The following is a 24024-nucleotide window of genomic DNA, read 5'->3' on the forward strand; positions in this document are numbered from 1 at the left end:
CCAGAGCAAACAACCAGGCCAGAACCCAGAAAGCAGGCAGAAAACCCCACGTGACGCCCCGCGAGACGAACGCTGACTCGGACGCGCCCGTTCGCAGCAGCATCGATGTTCCGCCCGACCTCGTCGTGGGCCTGCTGGGTTCCGCTGACGAGAATCTGCGGGCACTCGAATCCATCCTCTCCGCCGACATCCATGCCCGCGGCAACGCGCTGACCCTGTCCGGCGAGCCCGCCGACGTCGCCCTGGCCGAACGGGTGATTTCCGAACTGGTGGCCATCGTGGCCAGCGGCCAGCGCCTCACCCCGGAGGCGGTGCGACACAGCGTCGCGATGCTGACCGGCACCGGGGACGAATCACCGGCCGAGGTGCTGACGCTCGACATTCTGTCGCGACGCGGCAAGACGATTCGGCCGAAGACGTTGAACCAGAAGCGTTATGTCGACGCGATCGACGTGCACACCGTCGTGTTCGGCATCGGGCCCGCCGGTACGGGCAAGACGTATCTGGCAATGGCCAAGGCGGTCAACGCTTTACAGACCAAGCAGGTCAACCGGATCATTCTCACCCGTCCGGCCGTGGAAGCCGGTGAGCGCCTTGGCTTTCTGCCCGGCACGCTGAGCGAGAAGATCGACCCGTATCTGCGGCCGCTGTACGACGCGCTGTACGACATGATGGATCCCGAATCGATCCCCAAGCTGATGAACGCCGGGATCATTGAGGTCGCGCCGCTGGCCTACATGCGTGGCCGGACCCTGTCGGATGCGTTCATCATCCTCGACGAGGCGCAGAACACCACCGGCGAGCAGATGAAGATGTTCCTGACGCGGTTGGGGTTCAACTCGAAAATCGTTGTGACGGGCGATATCACGCAGGTGGACCTGCCCGGTGGTGCAGCGTCGGGCCTGCGCGCTGCGATGCGCATTCTCGACGGTATCGATGACATCCACTTCGCCGAACTGACCAGTGCCGACGTTGTTCGGCACCGATTGGTATCCGAAATCGTCGACGCGTATGCCAAGTCCGAGGAGCCGGCTCTGATGAACAGGGCTCAGCGGCGCTCGTCGGGGACCCGATCGCGAAGGTGACCGCGTGAGCATCGAGGTGTCCAACGAGTCGGGCATCGACGTATCCGAAGAGGAACTGATCAGCGTCGCGCGATTCGTCATCCGCAAGATGAAGGTGAATCCGGCGGCTGAGCTGTCGATGGTGCTGCTCGACACCGCGGCGATGGCCGATCTGCACATGCGCTGGATGGATCTGCCGGGACCGACCGACGTGATGAGCTTCCCGATGGACGAGCTCGAGCCGGGTGGTCGCCCGGACGCGCCGGAGCCGGGCCCGTCGATGCTCGGCGACATCGTGCTGTGCCCGGAATTCGCGTCGCAGCAGGCCAACGCGGCCGGGCACACGCTGGGTCAGGAACTGGCGCTGCTGACCGTGCACGGCGTGCTGCACCTGCTGGGCTACGACCATGCCGAGCGGGACGAGGAAAAAGAGATGTTCGCCCTGCAGCGCCAACTGCTCGAGGAGTGGGTGGCCGACCAGGTCGAGGCTTACCACCAGGACCGCCAGTCCGAGAAGGACCGCCGGCTGCTGGACAAGTCTCGATATTTCGACGAACTGTGACCGGCATAGGCCCGCTCGTCGGCGCGATCGCGTTGATCGGCCTCGGCGGACTGTTCGCGGCGATCGACGCGGCCGTCAGCACGGTGTCGGTGGCCCGTGTCGAGGAGCTCGTGCGCGACGAACGGCCAGGCGCGGTGCGGCTGGCCCGGGTCATGGTCGAGCGACCGCGCTACATCAATCTTGTTGTGCTGCTGCGTATCACGTGCGAGGTGGCGGCGACCGTTTTGCTTGTCGCCTATCTGGACGGCCTGCTTGGTGTCGGCTGGGGGTTGTTCACCGCGGCCGCGATCATGGTGGTGGTCAGCTTCGTCGCGATCGGCGTCGGCCCTCGTACTGTCGGACGGCAGAACGCCTACAGCATCTCGTTGGTGGCCGCCCTTCCGCTGCAAGCGATTTCGGTGTTGCTCACCCCGATCAGCCGGCTGCTGGTGTTGATCGGTAACGCGCTGACACCCGGCCGCGGATTCCGCAACGGTCCGTTCGCCTCCGAGATCGAGCTGCGTGAGGTCGTCGACCTGGCCCAGCAGCGCGGCGTGGTGGCCGACGACGAACGCCGGATGATCCAGTCGGTGTTCGAACTCGGTGACACTCCGGCCCGCGAGGTGATGGTGCCGCGCACCGAGATGGTGTGGATCGAGAACGACAAGACGGCAGGCCAGGCCACGTCACTGGCGGTCCGCAGCGGCCACTCCCGCATCCCGGTGATCGGCGAGAACGTCGACGACGTCATCGGTGTGGTCTACCTCAAAGACCTTGTGCAGAAGACGTATTACTCGACCAACGGCGGCCGCGACACCAAGGTGTCCGCGGTGATGCGCCCCGCGGTGTTCGTTCCCGACTCCAAACCGCTGGACGCGCTGCTGCGTGAAATGCAGCGCGACCGCGTGCACATGGTGTTGCTGGTCGACGAGTACGGCGCGATTGCGGGCCTGGTCACCATCGAGGACGTACTCGAGGAGATCGTCGGCGAAATCGCCGACGAGTACGACACCGATGAGGTTGCCCCGGTGGAAGATCTGGGCGACAAGCACTTTCGGGTGTCGGCGCGGCTGCCCATCGAGGATCTCGGCGAGCTGTACGACATCGAGTTCGACGAAGACCTCGACGTCGATACCGTCGGCGGCCTGGTGGCGTTGGAGCTCGGCCGCGTCCCGTTGCCGGGCGCAGAGGTGACGTGGGACGGGCTGCGGCTGAAGGCTGAAGGCGGACCCGACCACCGCGGCCGGGTCCGGATCGGCACCGTGCTGGTCAGCCCCACCCCGGAAGCCGAGGAGCACAATGACTGAATTGGACGCCGAGGACGCCAAGCTGGTGGTGTTGGCCCGGGGCGCGATGGGCCGGGCCGAAGCCGGCAGCGGAGCGGCAGTGCGTGACCTAGACGGCCGCACCTATGCGGGCGCGCCCGTCGCACTCGACGCGTTGCAGTTGACTGCGCTGCAGGCCGCGGTCGCCGCAGCGGTGTCCAGCGGTGCGACGGGACTGGAGGCCGCCGTGCTCGTCGGCGGATCGGCTGACGACGAGGGCGTGGCGGCGGTGCGTGAGCTGTCCAGCGACGCCGCCGTGATCGTCACCGACCGCAGCGGCTCACCCGTATGAGCGAGTTCCGTTCCGGCTTCGTCTGTTTCGTCGGCAGGCCCAACACCGGGAAGTCGACGCTGACCAACGCGCTCGTCGGTGCGAAGGTGGCGATCACGTCGAACCGGCCGCAGACCACCCGGCACACGATTCGCGGGATCGTGCATCGGGAGGACTTCCAGATCATCCTCGTCGACACCCCGGGCCTGCACCGCCCGCGGACGCTGCTCGGGCAGCGGCTCAACGATCTGGTGAAGAGCACCTATTCGGAGGTCGACGTCATCGGGTGGTGCGTGCCTGCCGACGAGAAGATCGGGCCGGGCGACCGGTGGATCTACGAGCAGATCCGTGCGATCGCGCCGAGAACCAAGCTCGTGGTCGTGGTGACGAAGATCGACAAGGTGGCCAAGGACCGGGTCGGCGCCCAGCTGATCGCGGTGAGCGAGCTCGTCGGACCCGATGCCGAGATCGTGCCGGTGTCGGCGACCACCGGGGAGAACCTCGACGTCCTGACCAAGGTGCTGGCCGACCAGCTGCCGCCGGGCCCGGCGTTCTACCCGGACGGCGAACTCACCGACGAACCCGAGGAAACGTTGATGGCGGAGCTGATCCGCGAGGCCGCGCTCGAGGGTGTCCGCGACGAACTGCCGCACTCGCTTGCGGTCGTGATCGACGAGGTCAGCCCGCGCGAAGACCGCGACGACCTGATCGACGTACACGCCATCCTTTACGTCGAGCGGGACAGCCAGAAGGGCATCGTGATCGGCAAGGGCGGCGCACGGCTTCGCGAGGTGGGCACGGCGGCCCGCACCCAGATCGAGAAGCTGCTCGGCACGAAGGTGTATCTCGACTTACGCGTCAAGATTGCGAAGAACTGGCAGCGCGACCCGAAACAGCTTGGACGGTTGGGTTTCTGAGTCCGGGAGCATGTGTCGTGTGGCGACCGCTTCTTCTGACAGCCATATGCTGACTGGCCCTCGCCCGCGAGATTGCAGTTATCGTGCGGTGCACTCACAGTTCTTCGCAATAACTGCGATCTCGACCGGGGTGAGCCGAAACAACTTTGGGCGACTGGGCTTTGAGGTTTAGCCCGGCCAACCCGCGCCGGGCTGTCCGAACGGCCGCTGCCCCGGCGGCGCGTTGACGGGCGGAGCGCCGTCACCCTTGCCGTACACCGCGACCACGACCGTGCGGTCCAGCTGGCTTTCCGACCACACACCGATGTCGGTGTTGGCGCAGTCCGCCATGATCGTGTAGTAGTCGGGCCGGTAATACCACTGGTTGATCAACTCGACGCCGCTGATCGCCAGTGCGGGGTTGATCGCGACGGTCTCTGCCACGGGTCCGGCGTAGCCGGCGTTGCGCGCGCGATCGGCGACCGTCGACCCGTCCGAACCGATGTCACCGTCCAGTGCGCGGTTGTTCAGCACGTCGTTGGTGTGCCACTGGGCGGCGAGACGCAGCTTCGGATTGATCTTCACGTCGTTGGTGCAGCCGGCCTGATGCTGGACCGTATAGACGTTGGCGACCACCCCGTCGTTCAGCCGCTTGTTGTCGGCACTGGCGGCGGGCATGCCCGCGACGGCGCCAACAACCACCGCGACAACGGGCAGCGCACGAAGAACCATCACGATCGGGAGATTACGCGACCTCGTTGCTCAGCGGCTCGTCAGCGGCAAGATTCTCCATAGCAGCTTCGGAAACCAGTTCAGGCGCCGTTGCGCGTTGACGCCGGTCCCACCAGACGTCGGGCTGCCGCATCGCCCAGCCGTTGAGCGCCTCCAACTCGGCAGCAAGCGAGATCAGCAGCGGTTCGCTGTTGGCCGGGCCCATCAGCTGAACACCGATCGGCAGGCCGCCGTACGTGAACCCGGCGGGCACATTGATCGACGGCCAGCCGAGCAGGTTCCACGGCCACGTCGCCGGGCATGCGCGGATCATCGCGCGGTCCGTCGACAACCCGCCCCGCTCGTCGAAGTCGGTCACCCTCGGCGGGGGCAGCGCGGTCGTCGGCGCCAGCACGACGTCGACGAGATTGAAGATCCACCCGATCCGGCGCTGCGACTCGGCCTCGCGGGCGCGGGCCCTGCGCAGCGTGTTCTGCGACAGCAGCCAACCGGTCCGGGTATTGGCCAGCGTCCGCTTGTCCAGCTTCACGTTCGGGCCGAGCCGATCGACCCAATCGAGCAGGCCTGAGGTCGAGCGGGACAAGAAGTTCCACGACATCCGCAGGTTGTAGTCGGGGTCGCGCTCGACGACCGTGTGGCCCAGTTCCTCGAGTTGGCCCGCCACGGTCTCCATCGCCGCACGGATCTCGGGGTGCAACTTGGGCTTGAAGACGCTGTAGGCGAACTTCGTCGACATCGCGATCTTCAGCGGTCCCGGCGCCTGCGCGACGAAGTCCGACATTCCCCCGCGAGCGGGAGGTGCCCCCAGCACCGGCGGCGGCTGATGCAGATCGCCCGGGGCGTTGCCCGACGCCGCGTCCAGCACCAGCGCGGCGTCGGTCACGGTGCGCGCCAACACGCCGTTCACCGTGATGCCGTTGAACGCCTCGGGCAGCGGCCAGGTCGAAATGCGACCGCGCTGCGGCTTGATGCCGACCAAATGCGTCCACGCCGCGGGGATCCGCACGCTGCCTGCGCCGTCGGAGCCGATGGCCGCCGGCACCAACCCCGCCGCAACAGCAGCCGCGCTGCCGCCCGACGAACCGCCCGGCGTGTGCTCGCTCGACCACGGGTTGCGCGTGTGCCCGAACCCCGGCCCGCTGGTGAACGGCCACTGGCCCAATTCACACGTGTTGGTCTTGCCGACGATCACCGCGCCCGCGGCCCGCAACCGGCGGACCACCTCGGAGTCGCGCTCGGCATCGCGAACATGCCCGGCGGTGCCGAACCGGGTGGGGACGCCTGCGACGTCGACGTCGTCCTTGACGGCGATCGGAATTCCCAGCAACGGAAGTTCTTTTCCGGCCGCGCGTTTGCGGTCGGCCTCGGCCGCGTCGGCCAGCGCCTGCTCCCGCAGCACCACCCGAAACGCGTTGAGCGTCGACTGGCTCGCCTCGATGGCATCAAGTGATCGCCGTACCAGTTGGTCCGACGTGACCGTGCCCGCGGCGAGCTGGTAAAGCTGGTTGGTGATCGTAGGAAATCGGGCGTTGCGTCCGGCAGGTTCGACCATCGATTACGAGAATATCGGCGTTGCCAACCAGCAACTGTCAGATCGCGGTGAGAGACTTTCTTAATGCGGCTGTATCGGGACCGGGCGGTCGTGCTGCGTCAGCACAAGCTCGGCGAGGCCGACCGGATCGTCACCTTGCTCACCCGCGACCACGGGATGGTGCGCGCGGTGGCCAAGGGTGTGCGTCGCACGCGCAGCAAGTTCGGGGCGCGGCTGGAGCCGTTCGCGCACATCGACGTTCAGCTGCATCCCGGCCGCAACCTCGACATCGTCACCCAGGTGCAGGCCATCGACGCGTTCGCCACCGACATCGTCAACGACTACGGCCGCTACACGTGCGCGTGCGCGGTGTTGGAGACCGCTGAGCGGTTGGCGGGGGAGGAACGGGCTCCCGCGCCCGCGCTGCACCGGCTCACCGTGGCGGCGCTGCGAGCGGTCGCTGATGGCAGCCGTCCCCGCGAACTCGTGCTCGACGCATATCTGTTGCGCGCCATGGGAATCGCGGGCTGGGCGCCGGCACTGACCGAATGCGCCCGCTGCGCTACACCCGGTCCGCACCGGGCGTTCCACGTCGGGGCCGGCGGCAGCGTGTGCGTGCACTGCCGCCCGTCCGGGTCGGCGACCCCGCCGCAGGGGGTGCTTGACTTGATGGCCGCACTCAACGACGGCGACTGGGAGCACGCACAAGCGTCGCCGTCGTCGTACCGCAGCCAGGCCAGCGGGCTGGTGGCCGCGCACCTGCAGTGGCACCTGGAACGCCAGCTGCGGACATTGCCGCTGGTCGAACGGACCTACCGGGTTGATCGCACAGTCGCTGAGCACCGCGTATCGGTGTTCGGGCAGGATGTCAGCCATGGCGATCAAGCGGGGCAAGACCACTTACCCACAGCTGCCCCCGGCGCCTGACGACTATCCGACGTTTCCCGACAAGTCGACGTGGCCGGTGGTGTTCCCGGATCTGCCACCGCACACCAACGGCCGGTTCGCCCGCCCGCCGCAGCACACCTCGAAGGCCGCCGCGCCCAAGATCCCGGCCGACCAGGTGCCCAGCCATGTCGCCGTCGTGATGGACGGCAACGGGCGATGGGCCACGCAGCGCGGCCTGCACCGCACCGAGGGCCACAAGATGGGTGAGGCGGTGCTCATCGACATCACCTGCGGGGCCATCGAAATCGGCATCAAACACCTGACGGTGTATGCGTTCTCCACCGAGAACTGGAAGCGCAGCACCGAGGAGGTGCGCTTCCTGATGGGGTTCAACCGCGAGGTGGTGCGCAGGCGGCGCGAGAACCTCAACGACATGGGCGTCAACATGCGCTGGGTCGGCTCGCGGCCCAGGATGTGGCGCAGCGTCATCAAGGAATTCGATATCGCCGAGCAGATGACGGTCGGCAACGACGTCATCACCATCAACTACTGCGTGAACTACGGCGGGCGCACCGAGATCGTCGAGGCCGCCCGCGAACTCGCACAGGAGGCGGCCGACGGCAAGATCAACCCCAACCGGATCAACGAGGCGATGTTCGCCAAGCATCTGCATCGCGCCGACATCCCCGACGTCGACCTGTTCATCCGCACGTCCGGGGAGCAACGGGCGAGCAACTTCTTGATCTGGCAGGCCGCCTACGCCGAATACGTCTTCCAGGACAAGCTGTGGCCGGACTACGACCGCCGCGACCTGTGGGAGGCGTGCGAGGAATACGTGAACCGCAACCGGCGCTTCGGAAGGGCCTGATGGATCTTCAGGAGCGACTCGCCACGATCCTCGACGACGTCACGTCGATCCAGCGGGAGGACGACGGCGCGCTCACCGTGCGCCACGACCAGACGATCTCGTCGCTGCGCGTGGTGACGATCGGCGAGGGTCTGGACATGGTGTCGCTGACTCAGATTCTGGCGTGGGATCTGCCGGTGGACGCCAAGATTCGTAACCGCATCGCAAGCCACGCCCGCAACACGCTGCTCGGCACCGTGTCGCTGGTGGAGAAAAGCGCTGGCGCCAAAGGCAATTCGAAGAAGGTCGGCGACGTGCTGCTGCGGTACAACTTCCCGGGCGTCGGTCTGGCCGACGACGCGCTGCGCACGCTGATCCTGCTGGTGCTCGGCACCGGCGCCGACATCCGCCGCGATTTGGTCGGATAGCGCCCCGCTACTTGTCGGCGCAGTCGCCGCAGATGCCGAAGATCTCGATGGTGTGACTGACGTCGGAGAAGCCGTGCTCGCGCGCGACCTCGGCCGCCCAGGCCTCGACGTCGCCGCCCTGGATCTCGACCGTCGAACCGCAGGTCCGGCAGACGAGGTGGTGGTGATGATCGTCCGAGCAGCGTCGGTACACCGATTCGCCGGTGTCGGTGCGCAGCGTGTCGACGAGTCCGCTGGCGGCCATCGACTGCAGCGTGCGGTACACGGTCGTCAGCCCGATGCCTTCACCCCGGCGGCGCAGTTCGTCGTGCAGTTCCTGGGCAGAGCGGAAGTCGTCGAGGTTCTCCAGCAGCGCTGAGATCGCCGCGCGCTGCCGGGTGGCGCGCACGCCCGTCGCCGGGCTCACTCGCTGCCCTCGGCCGCGTGCGTGACCGCCGCGACGACGATGTCGGCGAGGTGGTGGTCGACCAGCCGGTACATCACTTCGCGTCCGGAGCGTTCACCCGCCACCACGCCCGCCGACTTGAGGATGCGCAGGTGCTGGCTGACCAGGGGCTGCGGCACCGCCAGCGCGTCGACGAGCTCGTGCACGCAGCGCGCCGACTCGCGAAGCTGCAGCACGATCGCGATGCGCACCGGCGCGGCCAACGCCCGCAACAGGTCGCCGGCGGTGTCGAGAAGGTCGCGCGACGGAAGCTCCGGTAGCGGCACGCCGCCGTGGTCGTGCGACCCGCTGCCCGGCAAAGTGGAAACGGTTTTCATTATGCCGCCAGATTACATGCGTGACCGCGCATGTCAACGCATGGCGGGCGGCCGATAAGGTTGTCACCCGTGGCTGCGACTTCGATCATCGACACCGTTGCAAACCTCGCCAAGCGGCGCGGGCTCGTGTACCAGGCCGGTGAAATCTACGGCGGCACAAAGTCGGCGTGGGATTACGGTCCGCTCGGCGTCGAGCTCAAGGAGAACATCAAGCGGCAGTGGTGGCGCTCGGTCGTCACCAGCCGCGACGATGTCGTCGGCCTGGACAGCTCGATCATCCTGCCGCGCGAAGTCTGGGTCGCCTCCGGGCACGTCGAGGTGTTCAACGACCCGCTGGTCGAATGCCTGAACTGTCACAAGCGCCACCGCCAAGACCACATGCAGGAGGCGTACGCGGCGAAGAAAGGTATCGAGGACCCGGAGTCGGTGCCGATGACCGAGGTCGTCTGTCCCGACTGTGGCACCAAGGGCCAGTGGACAGAGCCGCGCGACTTCAACATGATGCTCAAGACCTACCTCGGCCCCATCGAGACCGAGGAGGGGCTGCACTATCTGCGGCCAGAGACCGCGCAGGGCATCTTCGTCAACTTCGCCAACGTCGTCACCACCGCGCGCCGCAAGCCGCCGTTCGGCATCGGCCAGATCGGCAAGAGCTTCCGCAACGAGATCACGCCGGGCAACTTCATTTTCCGCACCCGTGAGTTCGAACAGATGGAGATGGAGTTCTTCGTCGAGCCCGACACCGCCCCGGAGTGGCACCAGTACTGGATCGACACCCGCTTGCAGTGGTACGTCGACCTCGGTATCGACGCCGACAACCTTCGGCTCTACGAACATCCCAAGGACAAGCTGTCGCACTACTCCGATCGCACGGTCGACATCGAGTACAAGTTCGGCTTCCAGGGCAACCCGTGGGGTGAGCTGGAAGGCGTCGCGAACCGGACGAACTTCGACTTGTCAACGCACTCAAAGCATTCCGGTGTCGATCTGTCGTTCTACGACCAAGCCAGCGACACCCGTTACGTGCCGTACGTGATCGAGCCCGCAGCCGGGCTCACCCGGTCACTGATGGCGTTCCTCGTCGACGCGTACGCCGAGGACGAGGCGCCCAACGCCAAGGGCGGCGTCGACAAACGCACGGTGCTGCGGCTCGACCCGCGACTGGCGCCGGTCAAGGCCGCAGTGCTGCCGCTGTCGCGGCACGCCGACCTTTCGCCGAAGGCGCGCGACCTCGCCGCGGAGTTGCGCAAGTGCTGGAACGTCGAATTCGACGACGCCAGTGCGATCGGGCGGCGCTACCGGCGCCAGGACGAGATCGGCACCCCCTTCTGTGTGACGGTCGACTTCGACACCCTCGAGGATCAAGCGGTGACCATCCGCGAGCGCGACGCCATGACTCAGGACCGCGTGGCACTCGACGGAGTCAGCGACTATCTGGCGGCCCGACTCAAGGGCTGCTAACCGGTGACGATCACCTACGACGACGCGCTGCGGGAGCAGATCCGCGAACGGCTGGCGGCACACGACCGTCGCACCGTCGCGGATCCGACGAAGCGGCATGCGGCCGTCGCCGTGGTGTTGGTGGACTCCGAAGTCGGTGAGGACCGGGTGGATCCGGTGGGAGCCGACGGGATGATCGCTGAGCTGCTCGGCCAGATCGGTCTGGACGGCCGCATGATCGACGTCTCCGGCGGGGCCGCATTTCTGCTGTGCCGCAGGGCATCTCGGCTCAACGCCCATGCAGCGCAATGGGCACTTCCCGGCGGGCGCCTCGACCCAGGCGAAACCGCTGTCGACGCCGCCCTGCGGGAACTGGAGGAAGAGGTGGGCATCTCGTTGCCGGCCTCGACGGTGCTGGGCTTGCTCGACGACTACCCGACCCGGTCGGGATACGTGATCACCCCGGTCGTCGTCTGGGGCGGGGGACGGCTCGACCCGCAGCCCGCTCCCGACGAGGTGGCCGCCGTGTATCGGGTCGGGTTGCACCAACTGCAACGCGAAGACTCGCCGCGGTTCATCACGATCCCGGAGAGCCCGCGCCCAGTGGTGCAGATTCCGTTGGGAAATGACCTCATTCACGCACCGACAGGTGCTGTGCTGCTTCAGTTTCGATGGCTCTGCCTGGAAGGCCGCGGTGATGCGGTCAACGGGCTGGAGCAACCGGTTTTCGCCTGGAAGTAGCTGGCACCGCCCCGCGCAACGTCTGCTCGAGTAGGCGATTACTCGCTCGCCCCACGTTGATGTGCGGCACACTTCAAATGCCGAACGCGCGGCTCACACGGGGGACAGGGGTGCCGTAATGACAGCGACGAGTGATGTGGACAAATCTGTGGTCGATGACCCGTATTTGTGGTTGGAGGACACCGGCAGCGAGCAATCCCGGGCTTGGGTGGACAGACGCAACTCCGCGACACTCGGCACGTTGTGCGGTGAGCGGTTCGAACTGCTGCGCGGCGAAACGCTCGAATCGATCGATGCCGATGACCGCATTCCGACAGTGAAGCGCCGCGGGGATTACTTGTACAACTACTGGGTCGATGCCGAGCATCCGCGGGGCCTGTGGCGGCGGACCACGCTGGAGGAGTATCGCAAGGCCGAACCGAATTGGGACGTAGTCGTTGACCTCGACGCGTTGGCCGCCGCGGAGGACGAGAACTGGGTGTGGCAGAACGTCGACGTGATCGACCCGGAGTACAGCCGCGCGCTGATCTATCTGTCGCACGGCGGCTCGGATGCGATGGTGGTTCGCGAATTCGACATGTTCACAAGGGAATTCGTCACAGACGGGTTCAACCTACCGGCGGCCAGAAACGATGTCAGCTGGGAAGACGAGAACACCGTCCTGGTGAGCGGCGATTTCGGCGAAGGGACGATATCGGCGGCCGGTTTCCCGCTGGTCATCAAGCGGTGGCGGCGCGGCACGCCGCTGGCGGATGCCGAAACGGTCTTCACTGCCTCCGACGGGGACATCGCGGTGTTCGCCGCCGTCGACAGGCAGTACGGTGGGCGCACCCTATTCGTTCGTCAGATCGACAACAGGCGCCGCGAGATGATGCTGGTGCGCGATGGGCAACTGGTGCGCCTCGACGTCCCCTCAGAAGCGCCGGTGAACCTGCACGGGCAATGGATCTTGATCTCGGTGCCTGTCGAGTGGATCCGCGGGGACACCACGTATCGGCCAGGAACGCTGCTCGTCGCCGATATCGACGAATTCCTCGCCGGGACAGGTCAATTGCATGTCGTGTTCGAGCCTGACGAAAACACGTTCCTGCAAGGAGGCGTATGGACCAAAAACCATCTCGTTGTTGTCACCATGCAGGATGTGGTCAGCCGCTTGGAGGTCATGACGCCCGGCAGTTGGCGAGCCAAGTCGATCCCAGGTGTGCCTGACAACACCGAAACAGGGGTCCACGCGGCCGACGGTTACAGCGACGAAATCTTTCTAGTCTCTTACGGTTTCCTCCAACCGCCGCGCCTACTGCACGGCTACGCCGATAAATCGGTTTCCGAGATCAAATCGTCGCCCGCCCGTTTCAGGGCCGACGATCTAGCGGTCAGCCAGCACTTCGCGACTTCTGCCGACGGCACGCGCATACCCTATTTTCTTGTTTCCCACCGCGATTCGGCCGGTCCTGGTCCCGTCCTGCTCGGCGGATACGGAGGCTTCGCGCAGTCGCAGGGGCCCGGGTACCTCGGTACAGTCGGACGACTGTGGCTGGAGCGCGGTGGCGCCTACGCGCAGGCCAACACACGCGGCGGCGGTGAGTATGGACCCGACTGGTACCTGCAGTCCATCCGGGAAGGCAGGCACAAGGTAGCCGAGGATTTCGCCGCTGTCGCCACTGATCTGATCGATCGTGGTGTCACGACCCCGGCACAACTCGGCGCCAGCGGTGCCAGCGCCGGCGGGCTGTTGATGGGGGTGATGCTGACCCAATACCCCGAGCTGTTCGGTGCGTTGGTGTGCCGCCAGCCGCTGCTGGACATGCGGCGGTTCTCCGCGCTCGGCGGCTCGGCCTTCGTCGCCGAATACGGCGATCCCGACGACGATGCGGATTGGGAATTCATCAAGCAATATTCGCCGTATCACAACATCAGCACCGACCGCCGTTACCCGCCGATCCTGATCACCACCTCGACCAACGACGACCGCGTCCACCCCGGCCACGCCCGGAAAATGGCGGCCGCCCTTGCCGATGCGGGACACAACGTCCTGTACTACGAAAACACCGAAGGCGGGCACGGCGGCGTGTCAAACAATGCCCAGGCTGCCCACCAAACTGCGCTGATGTATGAATTCCTACATCGCACGCTGAGTCCGTGACGTGGGGGCGGCTAGAACCGCCCGCCGCCGCCACCGCTCCAGCCGCCGGACGAGCCCGACCCACCGAACGACGTCGAACTCCAGCCGCCGCCCATACTGCCGCCGATTCCGCCGCGCAGCGCACCGGACAGGATGTTGCCGATGATGATGCCGCCGATCATCGCGCCCATGTTGGACCCGCTGGTCTGGCCGTACTGTCCGGTGTAGGAACGTTGCGCGGCACGGACATCCGCGTTGGCCAGGTCCTGCGCCTGCGCCGCCAGCACCGACGCGCCGTTGGCGTGTGCGATGGCCTCATTCAAGTTGGTGGCCTTCATATCCTGCGCGGCCTGTAATTGGCGCACCGCTTCCGCGAGCCGGGTTCGGGCATCGGGGCCGATGCTGCCGCGCCGGGTGTCGATGTAGTCGGACACGCCGCGCACTCGTGATTGGGCAGTGAACAGGGCTTGGTCGTATGCGCGGCTGAGCCGCTCGGCGGCTTCACGTTCCTCGGCGATGGAGGCCAGCAGTCGGTCCAGTTCGGCGTCGGCCTGCGTCAGCTTGGTGAAGGCACCCAAAGGGTCGGTGGTTCCGGCGCTTTGGGCGTCGGCGACGGCCTTGACCGCGGCGTCGCGAGCGGCGCCGAGTTCGGTCGGATGCGGTGTATTGCCCTGCGCCAGCAGGCTTGCAGCCTGATTGATGCCCTGCTGGATGTCCGCGATCGACGCAGGCAGGTTGGCCATCGCGCGGTTGATGTCGGTGCCTGCGTTGTCGATGGCGTCCAACAACGTCCGCGCCTGTCCCAGGGCGGACTCCGCCCCGTGAATGGAGTCGATCAGACCGGACTGGCGACCGACCGGACGCGCCACCAGTGCCCGGGCGTTGGTGAGGTTTTGGTCGGCGAAAGCCAGTCGCTGCTTGGCGGTTTCGACGTTGCCCGCCACCGAAGCCAGCGCCGTGTCGGAGTATTGCTTGTGCAACGCCGCGAGCGCCTGCTCCGACGGCGCGATCCGCGCGGTCACGTCGACCATCTGCTGGGTCAGCGTGTCCAGCCGCGACGGGGCGTTGATCACCAGATCTCGCAGCTTCTCGAACGCTTCGCGTTGCGCGTCCAGTTCACGGTCGGCCTTCGCCGCGGCGACCACCACCCGAGTCAGCAGGTCGCGTCGCTGCTGCACGGTCTCGGGAACGGCGTCGTCGAGGATCTGCCGGACGTTGAATGCCTGCGCCAGCGTGGTCTTGGCGCTCGCGACCGCCTTGCTGAAGGGCGCGGTCTCGTCCGGGCCGAATTCGTCCACCGCCAAACCCAATTCGTTGTCGCTGGTGCGTACCGCGTTGTCGACGTCGACGACGATCGACTTGGACAGCTCGTCGAGAGCGTCGATCGGGACGGAGGCCAAGGCGTTCGGATCGGCGGGGTCGACACGACGCGCCGCGGCGAACTCCGCTTCACGCCTCTTGCGTTTGCGGCGCCGAAGCCACAGCCACACCACCAGAACCGCGAGAGCCAGTACCGCGAACGCGACCAACAAGCCGAACCAGGAAATATCCGCATTCGTCGTGGAAGTCCCAGGGTCGAGCCCCTGCGCCGCAGCGATCGCGGCCCCCGCCCAGTCGCTTTGACGCAGCTTGGGTTCAATTTCGTTGGTGCGCAACGACGTGACGTCGAATCCGTCCGACCCCGTGGTCGGCGGCAGGAATGCATACGCGCGGTCTTCGGTCGCTACCGCGAGAATCGCGTCCTGCCCGCCGATGTCGCTGAAACTCTTCGTCTCCTCGGCCCAGGTGACCGCGCTCTTACCGGAGAACGTGTCGACGTAGACGACCCACAGCCGGATGTGCCGGTCGTTGTACAGCTTGTCGACGGCCTGCTGCACGTCGCTGAACTCCGACCCGCTGAGCGCGTTGGCGCCGTCGTTGACATAGCTGGGCAGCCGGAACGGCGGCTGCCCGGTCGCGGCCGGTGCCAGCAGAACGCCGACGGTCAGCGCCGCGAGCACGAGGCCGAGCAAACGGGCGATGCGCATGGCCCACAATGTAGTACTGGCAGACTGTGCGTCGGTGGCTGTGACTGGAGATCCCTACGGAGAGTTCGACCGCGAGCGGGTGGTGGTCGAACCGCCGAAGGGTGCCTCGCTGCCGGGGACGGGCACCGAACATCGCACGGATTTCGCGCGTGACCGGGCCCGTGTGCTGCACAGCGCGGCGCTGCGCAGGCTGGCGGACAAGACGCAGGTGGTCGGGCCGCGCCAGAGTGAGACGCCGCGCACGCGGTTGACCCACTCGCTGGAAGTGGCGCAGATCGGTCGCGGGATGGCTATCGGGCTGGGATGCGATCCCGACCTCGTCGACATGGCGGGCCTGGCCCACGACATCGGCCATCCGCCGTACGGCCACAACGGCGAACGCGCCCTTGACGAGTTCGCCGCCGACCACGGTGGCTTCGAGGGCAATGCGCAGAACTTCCGCATCCTCACCCGCCTGGAGCCCAAAGTCCTTGACCCCCAAGACCGTAGCGCCGGCCTGAACCTGACTCGGGCTGGCCTGGATGCGGTCACCAAGTACCCCTGGCCGCGAGGATCGCAAAACCGCAAGTTCGGCTTCTACGAGGACGACGCCGCCGTGGCGCAGTGGGTGCGTGTCGACGCACCGCAGGGCGTGCCGTGTCTCGAGGCCCAGGTGATGGACTGGGCCGACGACGTCGCGTACTCGGTGCACGACGTCGAGGACGGGGTCGTCTCCGGCCGCATCGACATGCGGGTGCTTGCCGACGACGACGCGGCCGCGGTGCTCGGGCGGCTCGGCGAATCCCACGGCATGGGTGCGGGCCTGCGAGCCGACGATCTGGTGGCCGCCGCCGAGAGGCTGTCGGCGCTGCCGGTGGTCGCAGCCGTCGGCAAGTACGACGCCACGCTGGCCGCGTCGGTGGCGCTGAAACGATTGACCAGTGAGCTGGTCGGCCGGTTTGCTTCGGCAGCGATCGCCGCAACCCGCGAGGCCTACGGCCCCGGGCCGCTGGTCCGCTACCAGGCGGAGTTGCGGGTCCCGGCCCTGGTCCGCGCCGAGGTCACCGTGCTCAAGATCCTGGCGCTGCAGTTCATCATGTCCGACCCGAGACACCTCGAGCTGCAGGCCCAACAGCGCGACCGGATCCACCGCGTCGCCAAGTGGGTCCTCGCCGGGGCCCCGGCGACGCTCGATCCGATCTTTGCCACCTCGTTCAACGAGGCCGCTGACGACGGCGCGCGGCTGCGGGTGGTCGTCGACCAGATCGCGTCATTCACAGAGGGGCGGTTGGAGCGTTTGGAACCCGCTTAGCCGACGCGGCGCGCCCGCCTAGACTGAGCCGGTGGCCGGCCGGATTCCTGATCGCGATATCACGGCCATCCGCGAAAAAATCCGGATCGAGGACGTCGTCGGCGACTACGTGCAGCTGCGGCGCGCGGGCGCGGATTCGCTGAAGGGGCTGTGCCCGTTCCACGACGAGAAGTCGCCGTCGTTTCACGTCCGGCCCAACCACGGACACTTCCATTGCTTCGGTTGCGGCGAGGGCGGCGACGTGTACGCCTTCGTCCAGAAGATCGAGCATGTCAGCTTCGTCGAGGCGGTCGAGTTGCTCGCGGACCGCGTCGGCTACACCGTCACCTACACAGGGTCGGCGACGACGAATGTGCAGCGCGACCGCGGCAGCCGCAGCAGGCTGCTGGCCGCCAACGCCGCCGCGCAGGAGTTCTACGCCGCGGCGCTGCAGTCCGACGAGGCGGCGCCTGCTCGGCAGTATCTGCTCGACCGCAACTTCGACATGCAGGCAGCCGCACATTTCGGCTGCGGATTTGCCCCGTCTGGCTGGGATTCGCTGACAAAACACTTGCTGCGCAAGGGATTTGAATTCAAGGAGCTCGAGGCGGCTGGGCTCTCGCGCGAGGGTCGGCGCGGGCCGATGGATCGCTTTCACCGCCGCCTGCTGTGGCCGATCCGGGCCAGCAGCAGCGAGGTGATCGGCTTCGGGGCGCGCCGCATCTTCGACGACGACACGATGGAAGCCAAATACATCAACACCCCGGAGACGGTGCTCTACAAGAAGTCGTCGGTACTGTTCGGTCTCGACCTGGCCAAGCGCGACATCGCCAAGGCCCATCAGGCCGTGGTGGTCGAGGGATACACGGATGTGATGTCCATGCATCTGGCCGGAGTGACGACTGCTGTCGCCTCGTGCGGCACGGCGTTCGGCGATGAGCATCTGGCGATGTTGCGTCGACTCATGATGGATGACAACTTCTTTCGCGGCGAACTGATCTATGTGTTCGACGGTGACGCCGCGGGCCAGCAGGCCGCGATGAAGGCGTTCGACAGCGACCAGAACGTCGCGGGCAAGTCATTCGTCGCGGTCGCGGCCGACGGGATGGACCCGTGCGATCTGCGGCTCAAACACGGCGACGGGGCGCTGCGCGATCTGGTCGCGCGGCGGGTACCGATGCTGGAGTTCGCGATCAGGGGACTGCTGCCCGACAACAAGGAACTCGACGACAACCCGCAGGCAAGAGTCGACGGCTTGCGTCGCGCAGTGCCGATGGTTGCGCGCATCCGCGATGTGGCGTTGCGAGACGAATACGCTCGCCGGCTCGCGGGGTGGGTCGGTTGGGACGACGTCGCGCAGGTCGTCAACCGTGTCCGCGAAGTCGCGACCGGAAAGTCTCAAAACAGCGCGCGCACCGCGCGCCGTCGCCCCTCCGCCGAGACACCGGCACCGGTTCGTCCCGACCCGGCCGACCCCACGCTGTGGCCGCAGCGCGAGGCGCTCAAGTCTGCGCTGCAATACCCGGCGGTGGCAGGTCCGGTGTTCGACTCACTGACCGTCGAGAGCTTCACCCATCCGGGCTACGCGGCGGTGCGGGCGGCCATCGAGGCGGCAGGCGGAATGTCGGCGGGCCTGGCAGGCGCACAGTGGATAGAGGCCGTGCGTGACCAGACGGCGTCGCCGGCGGCGGCCAACCTGGTCAACGAACTGGGTGTCGAGGCCATCAACGTGGACGACGACGAGAGATTGCCCCGGTACATCTCCGGAGTGCTGGCCAGACTGCAGGAAGTGTGGGTCGGCCGCCAGATTGCCGAGGTCAAGTCCAAATTGCAGCGCATGTCACCGGTGGAACAGGGCGACGAATACCACGCACTATTCGGTGACCTGGTGGCGATGGAGGCCTATCGGCGCAGCCTGCTGGAACAGGCCAGCGGCGACGACCTTACTGCGTGAACACATCAACCAGGTTATGGTGTTAGGGCTGTCGGGGATCGTGTGGAAAGGGAGGCCCGTGTTCAATCGGAAACCCAACCGAACTCGGCTGATCGCGGGTGTTTTTGTGGCCGCTGCGGTGGCTGTTCCGTGCTATGCCGCGGCAGTGTCCTCCGACAGCGCGCAGGTCACGGCTTCTCCGGCCTGCTTGGCGTGGTTCGGCAACAGGGACGACGGCAAGTGCCTGTCCTACTCGAATGGCCAGCCGGTCTTCGTCGGCACTCCTGACCTCGGCATTTATGGCCCAGACGCCGGTAGCGGCCGTGGCGGTGTCGGCATCAGCACCGGGCCGCTGCTGCCGTCGCAGACCTGGACCACCCCGATCGGCTAGCTAGCCGTCTTTCCTGACCATCGACTCCGGCTGCAATACGTCGGTCTGAGAGTCGATGGGTGTCAGCGTGACCAATGTCGGATCGGGTGAGACCCGGTCGGCGATCTTGCGGCGCCCGGCGTCGAGCACTGCCTTGGTGGCCGGGTTTTCGGTGACGGCCTTGTACGTTCCGGCGATCTGTTCATAACGGCGCCGGCCCGCTTTCGCACCAAACACGTAGCCAACGGCCAAGACGACGAGATACCGGATCACAGGGCCCCTCCCAGACGACGGTGCGGTGGTCTCCATCCTGCCTCACTTGGCTGTGTAGCGGCGGGCCGGGCGCGTATTGGCGGCCCGCGCGGCACGTACGCTAAAGTCTTGGTTCGCGGCGCAGGCCGCGCGAAAGCAACAGTCCCCTGTAGCTCAATTGGCAGAGCATTCGGCTGTTAACCGAAGGGTTGCTGGTTCGAGTCCAGCCGGGGGAGCAAGCATTAGCGCAGAAGCCAATTCGAAGTCTGGTCAGTGCCCTGCAGATACAACGGCGACATCGGTCGTCGAACGTGGCTGAGCCCCGTACTGCGCCGCGTTCCTGGCGGATCGGAAGTGGAAGTACCTGATCACTTCGGCACCCAGGGTCACGAACAAGGCGGCCAGCAGCGCGCCACCGATGACGTCGGTGAGCCAGTGCACACCGACATGCACCAGGGTGACGGCCATGACGAGCACGCTGGCGCCTACCACACCCGCAAGCAACGTGCGTACGGCGCGGCTGCGTCCCACCCCGAGGCACACTGCGATCGATCCCAGCAAGGCGCCGGTCCCGGTGACGTGGCCTGAAGGAAACATGTGTTGACCGGCCGGACCGAAATGATGGATCACCAGCTGCGCCTCGGCCGAGCTGCGTGGCCGCAGTACGACCGCTTTGAGGACTGTCTTGGTCACCGTCGCACCCACGACCGTCCCGAGCACCACCGCGCCGGGGACCACCGATCGAGCCCGATGCGACAACCAAGTGGCGCTGATCAGCGTCAAAGCCACGGCGGTGGCCGGATGTCCATATTCGCCGATCATTCGGGTGGCGATGTCCAGTGACCACGACCGCTGCCCGACCGCCCATTTCGATGCGGCTGCGTCCAGATTGGTTACCCAGCCGTGGGCGTGCACGCCAATCGTGAGCGCCGTCAATGCCGACAGCAGCCCACCGACGCGTAAGACTGTCGCGAACGGCCGGTAAGTGAACAGCGAATGCGTAGCCAGCACGACTGCAACGCCGATGAGAACGATGACGATCATAGTGATGACAACAGTATGCACGACATTCTCGTTGCTGTCCCGTCGCCATCAGCTGGGTTGACGTTGCTGCGGAGACCGCGTGATCCCGGGCGGCCGCGAGACCGCCAAGACGTCGCAACCGGGCTGGCCAGTCACTTAGGCCGCGAATAGCCCTGCAGATCAAGCGCTCTGGCCCAGCCGGCTTTCATTGACTGTGGGCCAAACCGCTGGCTTCGGCGCGGTGGCCGTTGGGGTGGCTATTCCATTGCCGGAAAGTAGACAGCAGTTTCCCGGTTTGCTTAGCAGGAGTGTCAAAGGTTGCTCGATCGCTGCGGGTGATCCACCTGCTTCCGCACTGAAGAAAGAAGCGTCACATCGCGAATCGGCGGGCCCGCTCGCAGCAAACACCGCTGCGACGCGATGTGGTTGCATCGTCAACGGCGCCAATCTATTTGCGGTGAACGGTCTGGACGCCGATCGCGCCGGGTCGATAATCGACAAGTCGGCGAAGGTCTGAGTGTCCCGGAGCTGCACACCGCGGTTCCCACTCCAGGCACGACTGTGTCGCTGCCGACGTATCGGATACACAAAAGGGGGATCGAATGTCCGAGCAGGAAAACAAAGAACTCATGGAACGCGGCTACGCAGCCTTCTCTGCTGGTGACCTTGACACGGTGATGAGTCTGTTCGACGACGACATCGAATGGGTACAGCCAGGTTCGAGCGCGGTCAGCGGGACCTATCACGGCAAGACCGAAGTCATGGAGCAGTTCGGGCGATTGGCCGAGAAGGGGCTGACGGTGGAGCTCAAGCAGCTCGTCGCCGAGGGCGACACCGTCGTCGCCATCACCCAGGTGACCGCTGGGGGCGAGACCAGCGAGGACGCCGACGTATTCACGATTCGCAACGGCAAGACCGTTCACGTTCAGGTGCACGGCGACACGGCGTTGCTGGAGCGCGTCTACGGCAAGAAGCAGCTCGCTGCTGGATAACCGCTTCGCGCAACCTTTTTGGGCCGGGGAGTTGTCGTCGCATGGCCCACCGTAAGCTCGGGCCATGCGACCTTCCCGGCTGATTGCCGTCGTCCCACTCACGATCCTGCTTGCCGCGGGTTGTGGCTCCAACCAGCCGTCATCGGCACCGACGACGTCGGCCGCCTGCACAAAAGACGACGGGCCAAGCGAGGAGACGGTTACGGCCGAGATCGCCAAGCTGCCCAAGGCGGACTGGCTCGAGATCATGAGCGGCCACACCGCCGACTGCAGCCTGCACTGGGTGGTCGTCGGTTCGGGCGACGCCTCCGACAGCCCGGGACAGGTGTTGTTCTTCGATCGCAAAACCCCGATCGGCACGCCGACGCCCGATCCGCGTCCATACGTCACCATCACCCCGACGGGCGATGACACCGCGTCGGTGCAGTACCAATGGCGTCAGGGCCAGGACCCTGCGTGTTGTCCGACGGGCGCGGCGACGGTGCGGTTCAAGATCGAGGACGGCAAGCTCAAGGCGCTCGATCCCATTCCGAACAAATAGTCGGTCTCCCGAGTCGTCCTACGTCTCGGCGATGTTCTCCGGATGCAGCATCTCGGCGTAGCGCAACTGCTCGGGAATGCCGAAGCCGTCGACGAGTAGCTCCGCGTACGGCCGCAGTGTGCGGCAGCGTTCGTTGATGCCGCGCGTGACGGCCTTCGCGCGCTCGGTCGACAGGAACTGGTGTTCCATGAACCAGGCCTTGTCATCCTCGATCACCGACAGCGCGTACAGGTCACACACCATGTCCAGGATCTTGCGGGCTTCGTCGTCCTCGCAGGCGTCGATGCCCGCGACGAACGCCTCCAGAATGATCCGGTCGATATGCGCCGCAGCGGCGTGCAGCACGTGGTCCTGCACCGAGTTGAACGCCTCGAATGCGTTCATTTCCTTGGATTTACCCCGCAGCCGACGCGCGACCGTCGCGACCATGTACTCCTCGCGGTCCTCCAACATCTTGACCTGAGTACCGCGGTTGAACAGGCTGCCCTCTTCCTCGTTGTCCTGCCTGGTATCGAGGATTCGCTGCATGATCGTCTCGGCCGCAGTGCGTTTCATGACCCGCTCGCCTGCGAAGTTGGCCGCGAACTTCACCCACTCGACGGGGCTCATGCCCTTGATGTCGTCGGCGTACGCGGTGAGCAGTTCCTTGGCCACCAGCTGAATCAGCACGTGGTTGTCGCCCTCGAACGTGGTGAACACGTCGGTGTCAGCCTTCAGCGCGATGAGCCGGTTTTCGGCGAGATAGCCTGCGCCGCCGCATGCTTCGCGAGCTTCCTGGATCGCACGGGTGGCGTGCCAAGTGTTGGCGGCCTTCAGCCCGGCGGCGCGGGACTCGAGTTCCCGTTGCTCCTCTTTGTCGGGATCGTCGGCACTCTGCAGTTCGTGCGTCTTGGCGACCAACTCGTTCTGCGCGAACTGCAGCGCGTAAGAACGGGCGATCAGCGGGAACAGTCGGCGCTGATGCACCAGGTAGTCCATCAGCAAAACCTCGTGGTCGTCGCCGGGAGCCTGGAACTGCCTGCGCTCCAATGCGTATCGGGTGGCGATGTCGAGGGCGACTCGTGCCGCGGCCCCTGCGCTTCCGCCGACCGTGACTCGGCCGCGGATCAGCGTGCCGAGCATTGTGAAGAACCGACGGTTCGGGTTCTCGATCGGCGAACTGTACGTGCCGTCCTCGGCTACATCGGCATACTTGTTGAGCAGGTTCTCCCGCGGGATGCGGACATTGTCGAACTGGATGCGACCGTTGTCCACCCCCGGCAGGCCGCCTTTGTAGTGACAGTCTCCGGTGGTCACCCCTGGCACGTCGTTGCCGTCGTCGTCGCGGATCGGCACCACGAAGCAGTGCACTCCGTGCCCTTCGCCGTCGGGTGTGATCAGTTGGGCGAATACCGCTGCGACGGTGGCGGTTTCGGCGGCGCCACCGATGTAATCCTTGCGTGCGGTCGGAGTGGGGGAATCGATGACGAACTCCTGGGTCGACGGGTCGTAGGTGGCCGTCGTCTCCAGCGACTGAACGTCGCTGCCGTGACCGGTCTCCGTCATCGCGAAGCAACCCAACAGATCCAGGTTGATGATGCGCGGCACGTACGCCTGGTGGTGGCGCTCGGTGCCGAGGTTCTCGACGGCCCCGCCGAACAGGCCCCACTGCACGCCCGCCTTGACCATCAACGACAGATCGGACATCGCCAGCATCTCGATCCGGGTGACGGCAGCAGCGACGTCGCCGTTGCCGCCGTGTTCCTTCTTGAACCCGTCCTCGGCGGCCCCGTGCGCCGCCATGATCTTCATCTGCTCCATCACCTTGGTGCGGGCGATCACGGTGTTCGGGGTGTAATGCGGGCGGAACACCTCGTTCGAGAGTTCGGATCGCATTCTGTTCTTCACGTCGCGCCAACGGCCGTCCAGCGTGTTGCGTAGATGCTCCGCAGTGGTGGTCATACCGAGACGTTAGCCCTTCTGGTGCCCCGGCAAACTGTGATGTCAGAAACGTAGGCAAACCTTGCTAGACCAGCAGATACCTGTGAC

Annotated in this window: 24 protein-coding genes and 1 tRNA gene; 17 read left to right on the plus strand and 8 right to left on the minus strand. The window is 65.9% G+C overall.

Annotated features, from left to right (window positions below; all coding sequences use genetic code 11):
• Nucleotides 1-50: 50 nt before the first annotated feature.
• Genes J3E61_RS28125 through era form a run of 5 tightly spaced genes read left to right on the plus strand, consistent with a single transcriptional unit; the run spans nt 51 to nt 4118 of the window.
• A complete protein-coding gene (locus J3E61_RS28125; RefSeq protein WP_192723285.1) occupies nt 51-1085 on the plus strand; it encodes a PhoH family protein in 1035 nt (344 codons plus the stop codon).
• Between the two features lie 4 nt (nt 1086-1089).
• Nucleotides 1090-1626: an rRNA maturation RNase YbeY gene (gene ybeY / locus J3E61_RS28130; protein WP_210086106.1), complete on the plus strand. Its 537-nt coding sequence runs from the start codon at nt 1090-1092 to the stop codon at nt 1624-1626.
• Nucleotides 1623-2912 (plus strand): DUF21 domain-containing protein, encoded by a 1290-nt coding sequence (locus tag J3E61_RS28135; protein ID WP_192723283.1) that lies wholly within the window; start codon nt 1623-1625, stop codon nt 2910-2912. The genes ybeY and J3E61_RS28135 overlap by 4 nt, the downstream gene beginning before the upstream one ends.
• Nucleotides 2905-3222, plus strand: coding sequence for a cytidine deaminase (locus tag J3E61_RS28140; protein WP_192723282.1), 318 nt, complete (start codon nt 2905-2907; stop codon nt 3220-3222). Before J3E61_RS28135 ends, J3E61_RS28140 begins: the two co-directional genes overlap by 8 nt.
• A complete protein-coding gene (gene era, locus J3E61_RS28145; protein ID WP_210086107.1) occupies nt 3219-4118 on the plus strand; it encodes a GTPase Era in 900 nt (299 codons plus the stop codon). The genes J3E61_RS28140 and era overlap by 4 nt, the downstream gene beginning before the upstream one ends.
• A gap of 168 nt (nt 4119-4286) precedes the next feature.
• Here era and J3E61_RS28150 read toward each other — a convergent pair whose 3' ends face one another.
• Both J3E61_RS28150 and J3E61_RS28155 read right to left on the minus strand, forming a co-directional pair.
• Complete coding sequence (locus J3E61_RS28150) at nt 4287-4829, minus strand: CAP domain-containing protein (protein ID WP_192723891.1); 543 nt, start codon at nt 4827-4829, stop codon at nt 4287-4289.
• 13 nt (nt 4830-4842) lie between these two features.
• On the minus strand, nt 4843-6381 hold the full coding sequence (locus J3E61_RS28155) for an amidase (RefSeq protein ID WP_210086108.1): 1539 nt from the start codon (nt 6379-6381) through the stop codon (nt 4843-4845).
• Between the two features lie 63 nt (nt 6382-6444).
• Here J3E61_RS28155 and recO point away from each other — a divergent pair, with 63 nt between their 5' ends.
• From recO to J3E61_RS28170, 3 genes are read left to right on the plus strand one after another with little or no spacing between them, the layout of a single operon-like run.
• Nucleotides 6445-7287: a DNA repair protein RecO gene (recO, locus tag J3E61_RS28160; protein ID WP_210086109.1), complete on the plus strand. Its 843-nt coding sequence runs from the start codon at nt 6445-6447 to the stop codon at nt 7285-7287.
• Entirely contained in the window at nt 7226-8116 is an 891-nt protein-coding gene (locus J3E61_RS28165; protein ID WP_192723278.1) for a decaprenyl diphosphate synthase, read from the plus strand. The genes recO and J3E61_RS28165 overlap by 62 nt, the downstream gene beginning before the upstream one ends.
• Nucleotides 8116-8523, plus strand: coding sequence for a hypothetical protein (locus J3E61_RS28170; protein WP_192723277.1), 408 nt, complete (start codon nt 8116-8118; stop codon nt 8521-8523). Before J3E61_RS28165 ends, J3E61_RS28170 begins: the two co-directional genes overlap by 1 nt.
• A gap of 7 nt (nt 8524-8530) precedes the next feature.
• Here the strand turns inward: J3E61_RS28170 and J3E61_RS28175 are convergent, their stop codons facing one another.
• Together J3E61_RS28175 and J3E61_RS28180 are read right to left on the minus strand one after the other, a co-directional pair.
• Nucleotides 8531-8929 (minus strand): transcriptional repressor, encoded by a 399-nt coding sequence (locus J3E61_RS28175; protein WP_192723276.1) that lies wholly within the window; start codon nt 8927-8929, stop codon nt 8531-8533.
• Entirely contained in the window at nt 8926-9285 is a 360-nt protein-coding gene (locus tag J3E61_RS28180; RefSeq protein WP_192723275.1) for a metalloregulator ArsR/SmtB family transcription factor, read from the minus strand. Before J3E61_RS28180 ends, J3E61_RS28175 begins: the two co-directional genes overlap by 4 nt.
• A gap of 30 nt (nt 9286-9315) precedes the next feature.
• Between J3E61_RS28180 and J3E61_RS28185 the strand changes: the two genes are divergently transcribed.
• From J3E61_RS28185 to J3E61_RS28195, 3 genes are all read left to right on the plus strand, one after another.
• On the plus strand, nt 9316-10746 hold the full coding sequence (locus J3E61_RS28185; protein ID WP_210086110.1) for a glycine--tRNA ligase: 1431 nt from the start codon (nt 9316-9318) through the stop codon (nt 10744-10746).
• A gap of 3 nt (nt 10747-10749) precedes the next feature.
• Nucleotides 10750-11466 carry an NUDIX domain-containing protein gene (locus tag J3E61_RS28190; protein WP_192723273.1) on the plus strand — a complete coding sequence of 239 codons (717 nt, stop codon included), beginning with the start codon at nt 10750-10752 and terminating at the stop codon, nt 11464-11466.
• 118 nt (nt 11467-11584) lie between these two features.
• On the plus strand, nt 11585-13609 hold the full coding sequence (locus J3E61_RS28195) for a S9 family peptidase (protein WP_210086111.1): 2025 nt from the start codon (nt 11585-11587) through the stop codon (nt 13607-13609).
• A gap of 11 nt (nt 13610-13620) precedes the next feature.
• Here J3E61_RS28195 and J3E61_RS28200 read toward each other — a convergent pair whose 3' ends face one another.
• Entirely contained in the window at nt 13621-15615 is a 1995-nt protein-coding gene (locus tag J3E61_RS28200) for a TPM domain-containing protein (protein WP_210086112.1), read from the minus strand.
• Here J3E61_RS28200 and J3E61_RS28205 point away from each other — a divergent pair.
• From J3E61_RS28205 to J3E61_RS28215, 3 genes are read left to right on the plus strand one after another with little or no spacing between them, the layout of a single operon-like run.
• Nucleotides 15614-16906, plus strand: a complete 1293-nt coding sequence (locus J3E61_RS28205) for a deoxyguanosinetriphosphate triphosphohydrolase (RefSeq protein WP_210086113.1) — start codon at nt 15614-15616, stop codon at nt 16904-16906. The genes J3E61_RS28200 and J3E61_RS28205 overlap by 2 nt on opposite strands.
• 31 nt (nt 16907-16937) lie before the next feature.
• A complete protein-coding gene (locus J3E61_RS28210) occupies nt 16938-18839 on the plus strand; it encodes a DNA primase (protein ID WP_192723269.1) in 1902 nt (633 codons plus the stop codon).
• A 58-nt stretch (nt 18840-18897) separates the two neighbouring features.
• Nucleotides 18898-19209 (plus strand): hypothetical protein, encoded by a 312-nt coding sequence (locus J3E61_RS28215; protein WP_192723268.1) that lies wholly within the window; start codon nt 18898-18900, stop codon nt 19207-19209.
• Here the strand turns inward: J3E61_RS28215 and J3E61_RS28220 are convergent, their stop codons facing one another.
• Nucleotides 19210-19461 carry a hypothetical protein gene (locus tag J3E61_RS28220; RefSeq protein ID WP_192723890.1) on the minus strand — a complete coding sequence of 84 codons (252 nt, stop codon included), beginning with the start codon at nt 19459-19461 and terminating at the stop codon, nt 19210-19212. It lies immediately after the preceding gene.
• A 142-nt stretch (nt 19462-19603) separates the two neighbouring features.
• Between J3E61_RS28220 and J3E61_RS28225 the strand changes: the two genes are divergently transcribed.
• Nucleotides 19604-19676, plus strand: a tRNA-Asn gene (locus J3E61_RS28225).
• A gap of 34 nt (nt 19677-19710) precedes the next feature.
• On the opposite strand, the gene J3E61_RS28230 is transcribed toward J3E61_RS28225, so the two are convergent.
• Nucleotides 19711-20484: a phosphatase PAP2 family protein gene (locus tag J3E61_RS28230; protein ID WP_210086114.1), complete on the minus strand. Its 774-nt coding sequence runs from the start codon at nt 20482-20484 to the stop codon at nt 19711-19713.
• Nucleotides 20485-21065: 581 nt separating this feature from the next.
• On the opposite strand from J3E61_RS28230, the gene J3E61_RS28235 reads away from it, so the two are divergent.
• Together J3E61_RS28235 and J3E61_RS28240 are read left to right on the plus strand one after the other, a co-directional pair.
• Nucleotides 21066-21455: a nuclear transport factor 2 family protein gene (locus tag J3E61_RS28235; protein ID WP_192723266.1), complete on the plus strand. Its 390-nt coding sequence runs from the start codon at nt 21066-21068 to the stop codon at nt 21453-21455.
• A gap of 64 nt (nt 21456-21519) precedes the next feature.
• Complete coding sequence (locus J3E61_RS28240; protein ID WP_192723265.1) at nt 21520-21996, plus strand: LppP/LprE family lipoprotein; 477 nt, start codon at nt 21520-21522, stop codon at nt 21994-21996.
• 18 nt (nt 21997-22014) lie between these two features.
• Here J3E61_RS28240 and J3E61_RS28245 read toward each other — a convergent pair whose 3' ends face one another.
• Nucleotides 22015-23937: an acyl-CoA dehydrogenase family protein gene (locus J3E61_RS28245; protein WP_210086115.1), complete on the minus strand. Its 1923-nt coding sequence runs from the start codon at nt 23935-23937 to the stop codon at nt 22015-22017.
• Between the last annotated feature and the right edge of the window lie 87 nt (nt 23938-24024).

The sequence above is a fragment of the Mycobacterium sp. OAE908 genome (genome assembly GCF_017872775.1).
In the GTDB taxonomy this organism is placed as follows: Bacteria; Actinomycetota; Actinomycetes; order Mycobacteriales; family Mycobacteriaceae; genus Mycobacterium.

Bases quoted from the DNA above. Each gene is read 5' to 3' on its own strand.
- recO (WP_210086109.1), top strand. From the start codon at position 6,445: ATGCGGCTGTATCGGGACCGGGCGGTCGTGCTGCGTCAGCACAAGCTC.
- era (WP_210086107.1), top strand. From the start codon at position 3,219: ATGAGCGAGTTCCGTTCCGGCTTCGTCTGTTTCGTCGGCAGGCCCAAC.
- J3E61_RS28150 (WP_192723891.1), bottom strand. From the start codon at position 4,829: ATGGTTCTTCGTGCGCTGCCCGTTGTCGCGGTGGTTGTTGGCGCCGTC.
- J3E61_RS28235 (WP_192723266.1), top strand. From the start codon at position 21,066: ATGTCCGAGCAGGAAAACAAAGAACTCATGGAACGCGGCTACGCAGCC.
- J3E61_RS28155 (WP_210086108.1), bottom strand. From the start codon at position 6,381: ATGGTCGAACCTGCCGGACGCAACGCCCGATTTCCTACGATCACCAAC.
- J3E61_RS28195 (WP_210086111.1), top strand. From the start codon at position 11,585: ATGACAGCGACGAGTGATGTGGACAAATCTGTGGTCGATGACCCGTAT.
- J3E61_RS28185 (WP_210086110.1), top strand. From the start codon at position 9,316: ATGTCAACGCATGGCGGGCGGCCGATAAGGTTGTCACCCGTGGCTGCG.
- J3E61_RS28200 (WP_210086112.1), bottom strand. From the start codon at position 15,615: ATGCGCATCGCCCGTTTGCTCGGCCTCGTGCTCGCGGCGCTGACCGTC.
- J3E61_RS28170 (WP_192723277.1), top strand. From the start codon at position 8,116: ATGGATCTTCAGGAGCGACTCGCCACGATCCTCGACGACGTCACGTCG.
- J3E61_RS28205 (WP_210086113.1), top strand. From the start codon at position 15,614: ATGGCCCACAATGTAGTACTGGCAGACTGTGCGTCGGTGGCTGTGACT.
- J3E61_RS28245 (WP_210086115.1), bottom strand. From the start codon at position 23,937: ATGACCACCACTGCGGAGCATCTACGCAACACGCTGGACGGCCGTTGG.
- J3E61_RS28240 (WP_192723265.1), top strand. From the start codon at position 21,520: ATGCGACCTTCCCGGCTGATTGCCGTCGTCCCACTCACGATCCTGCTT.
- J3E61_RS28180 (WP_192723275.1), bottom strand. From the start codon at position 9,285: ATGAAAACCGTTTCCACTTTGCCGGGCAGCGGGTCGCACGACCACGGC.
- J3E61_RS28165 (WP_192723278.1), top strand. From the start codon at position 7,226: ATGTCAGCCATGGCGATCAAGCGGGGCAAGACCACTTACCCACAGCTG.
- J3E61_RS28230 (WP_210086114.1), bottom strand. From the start codon at position 20,484: ATGATCGTCATCGTTCTCATCGGCGTTGCAGTCGTGCTGGCTACGCAT.
- J3E61_RS28140 (WP_192723282.1), top strand. From the start codon at position 2,905: ATGACTGAATTGGACGCCGAGGACGCCAAGCTGGTGGTGTTGGCCCGG.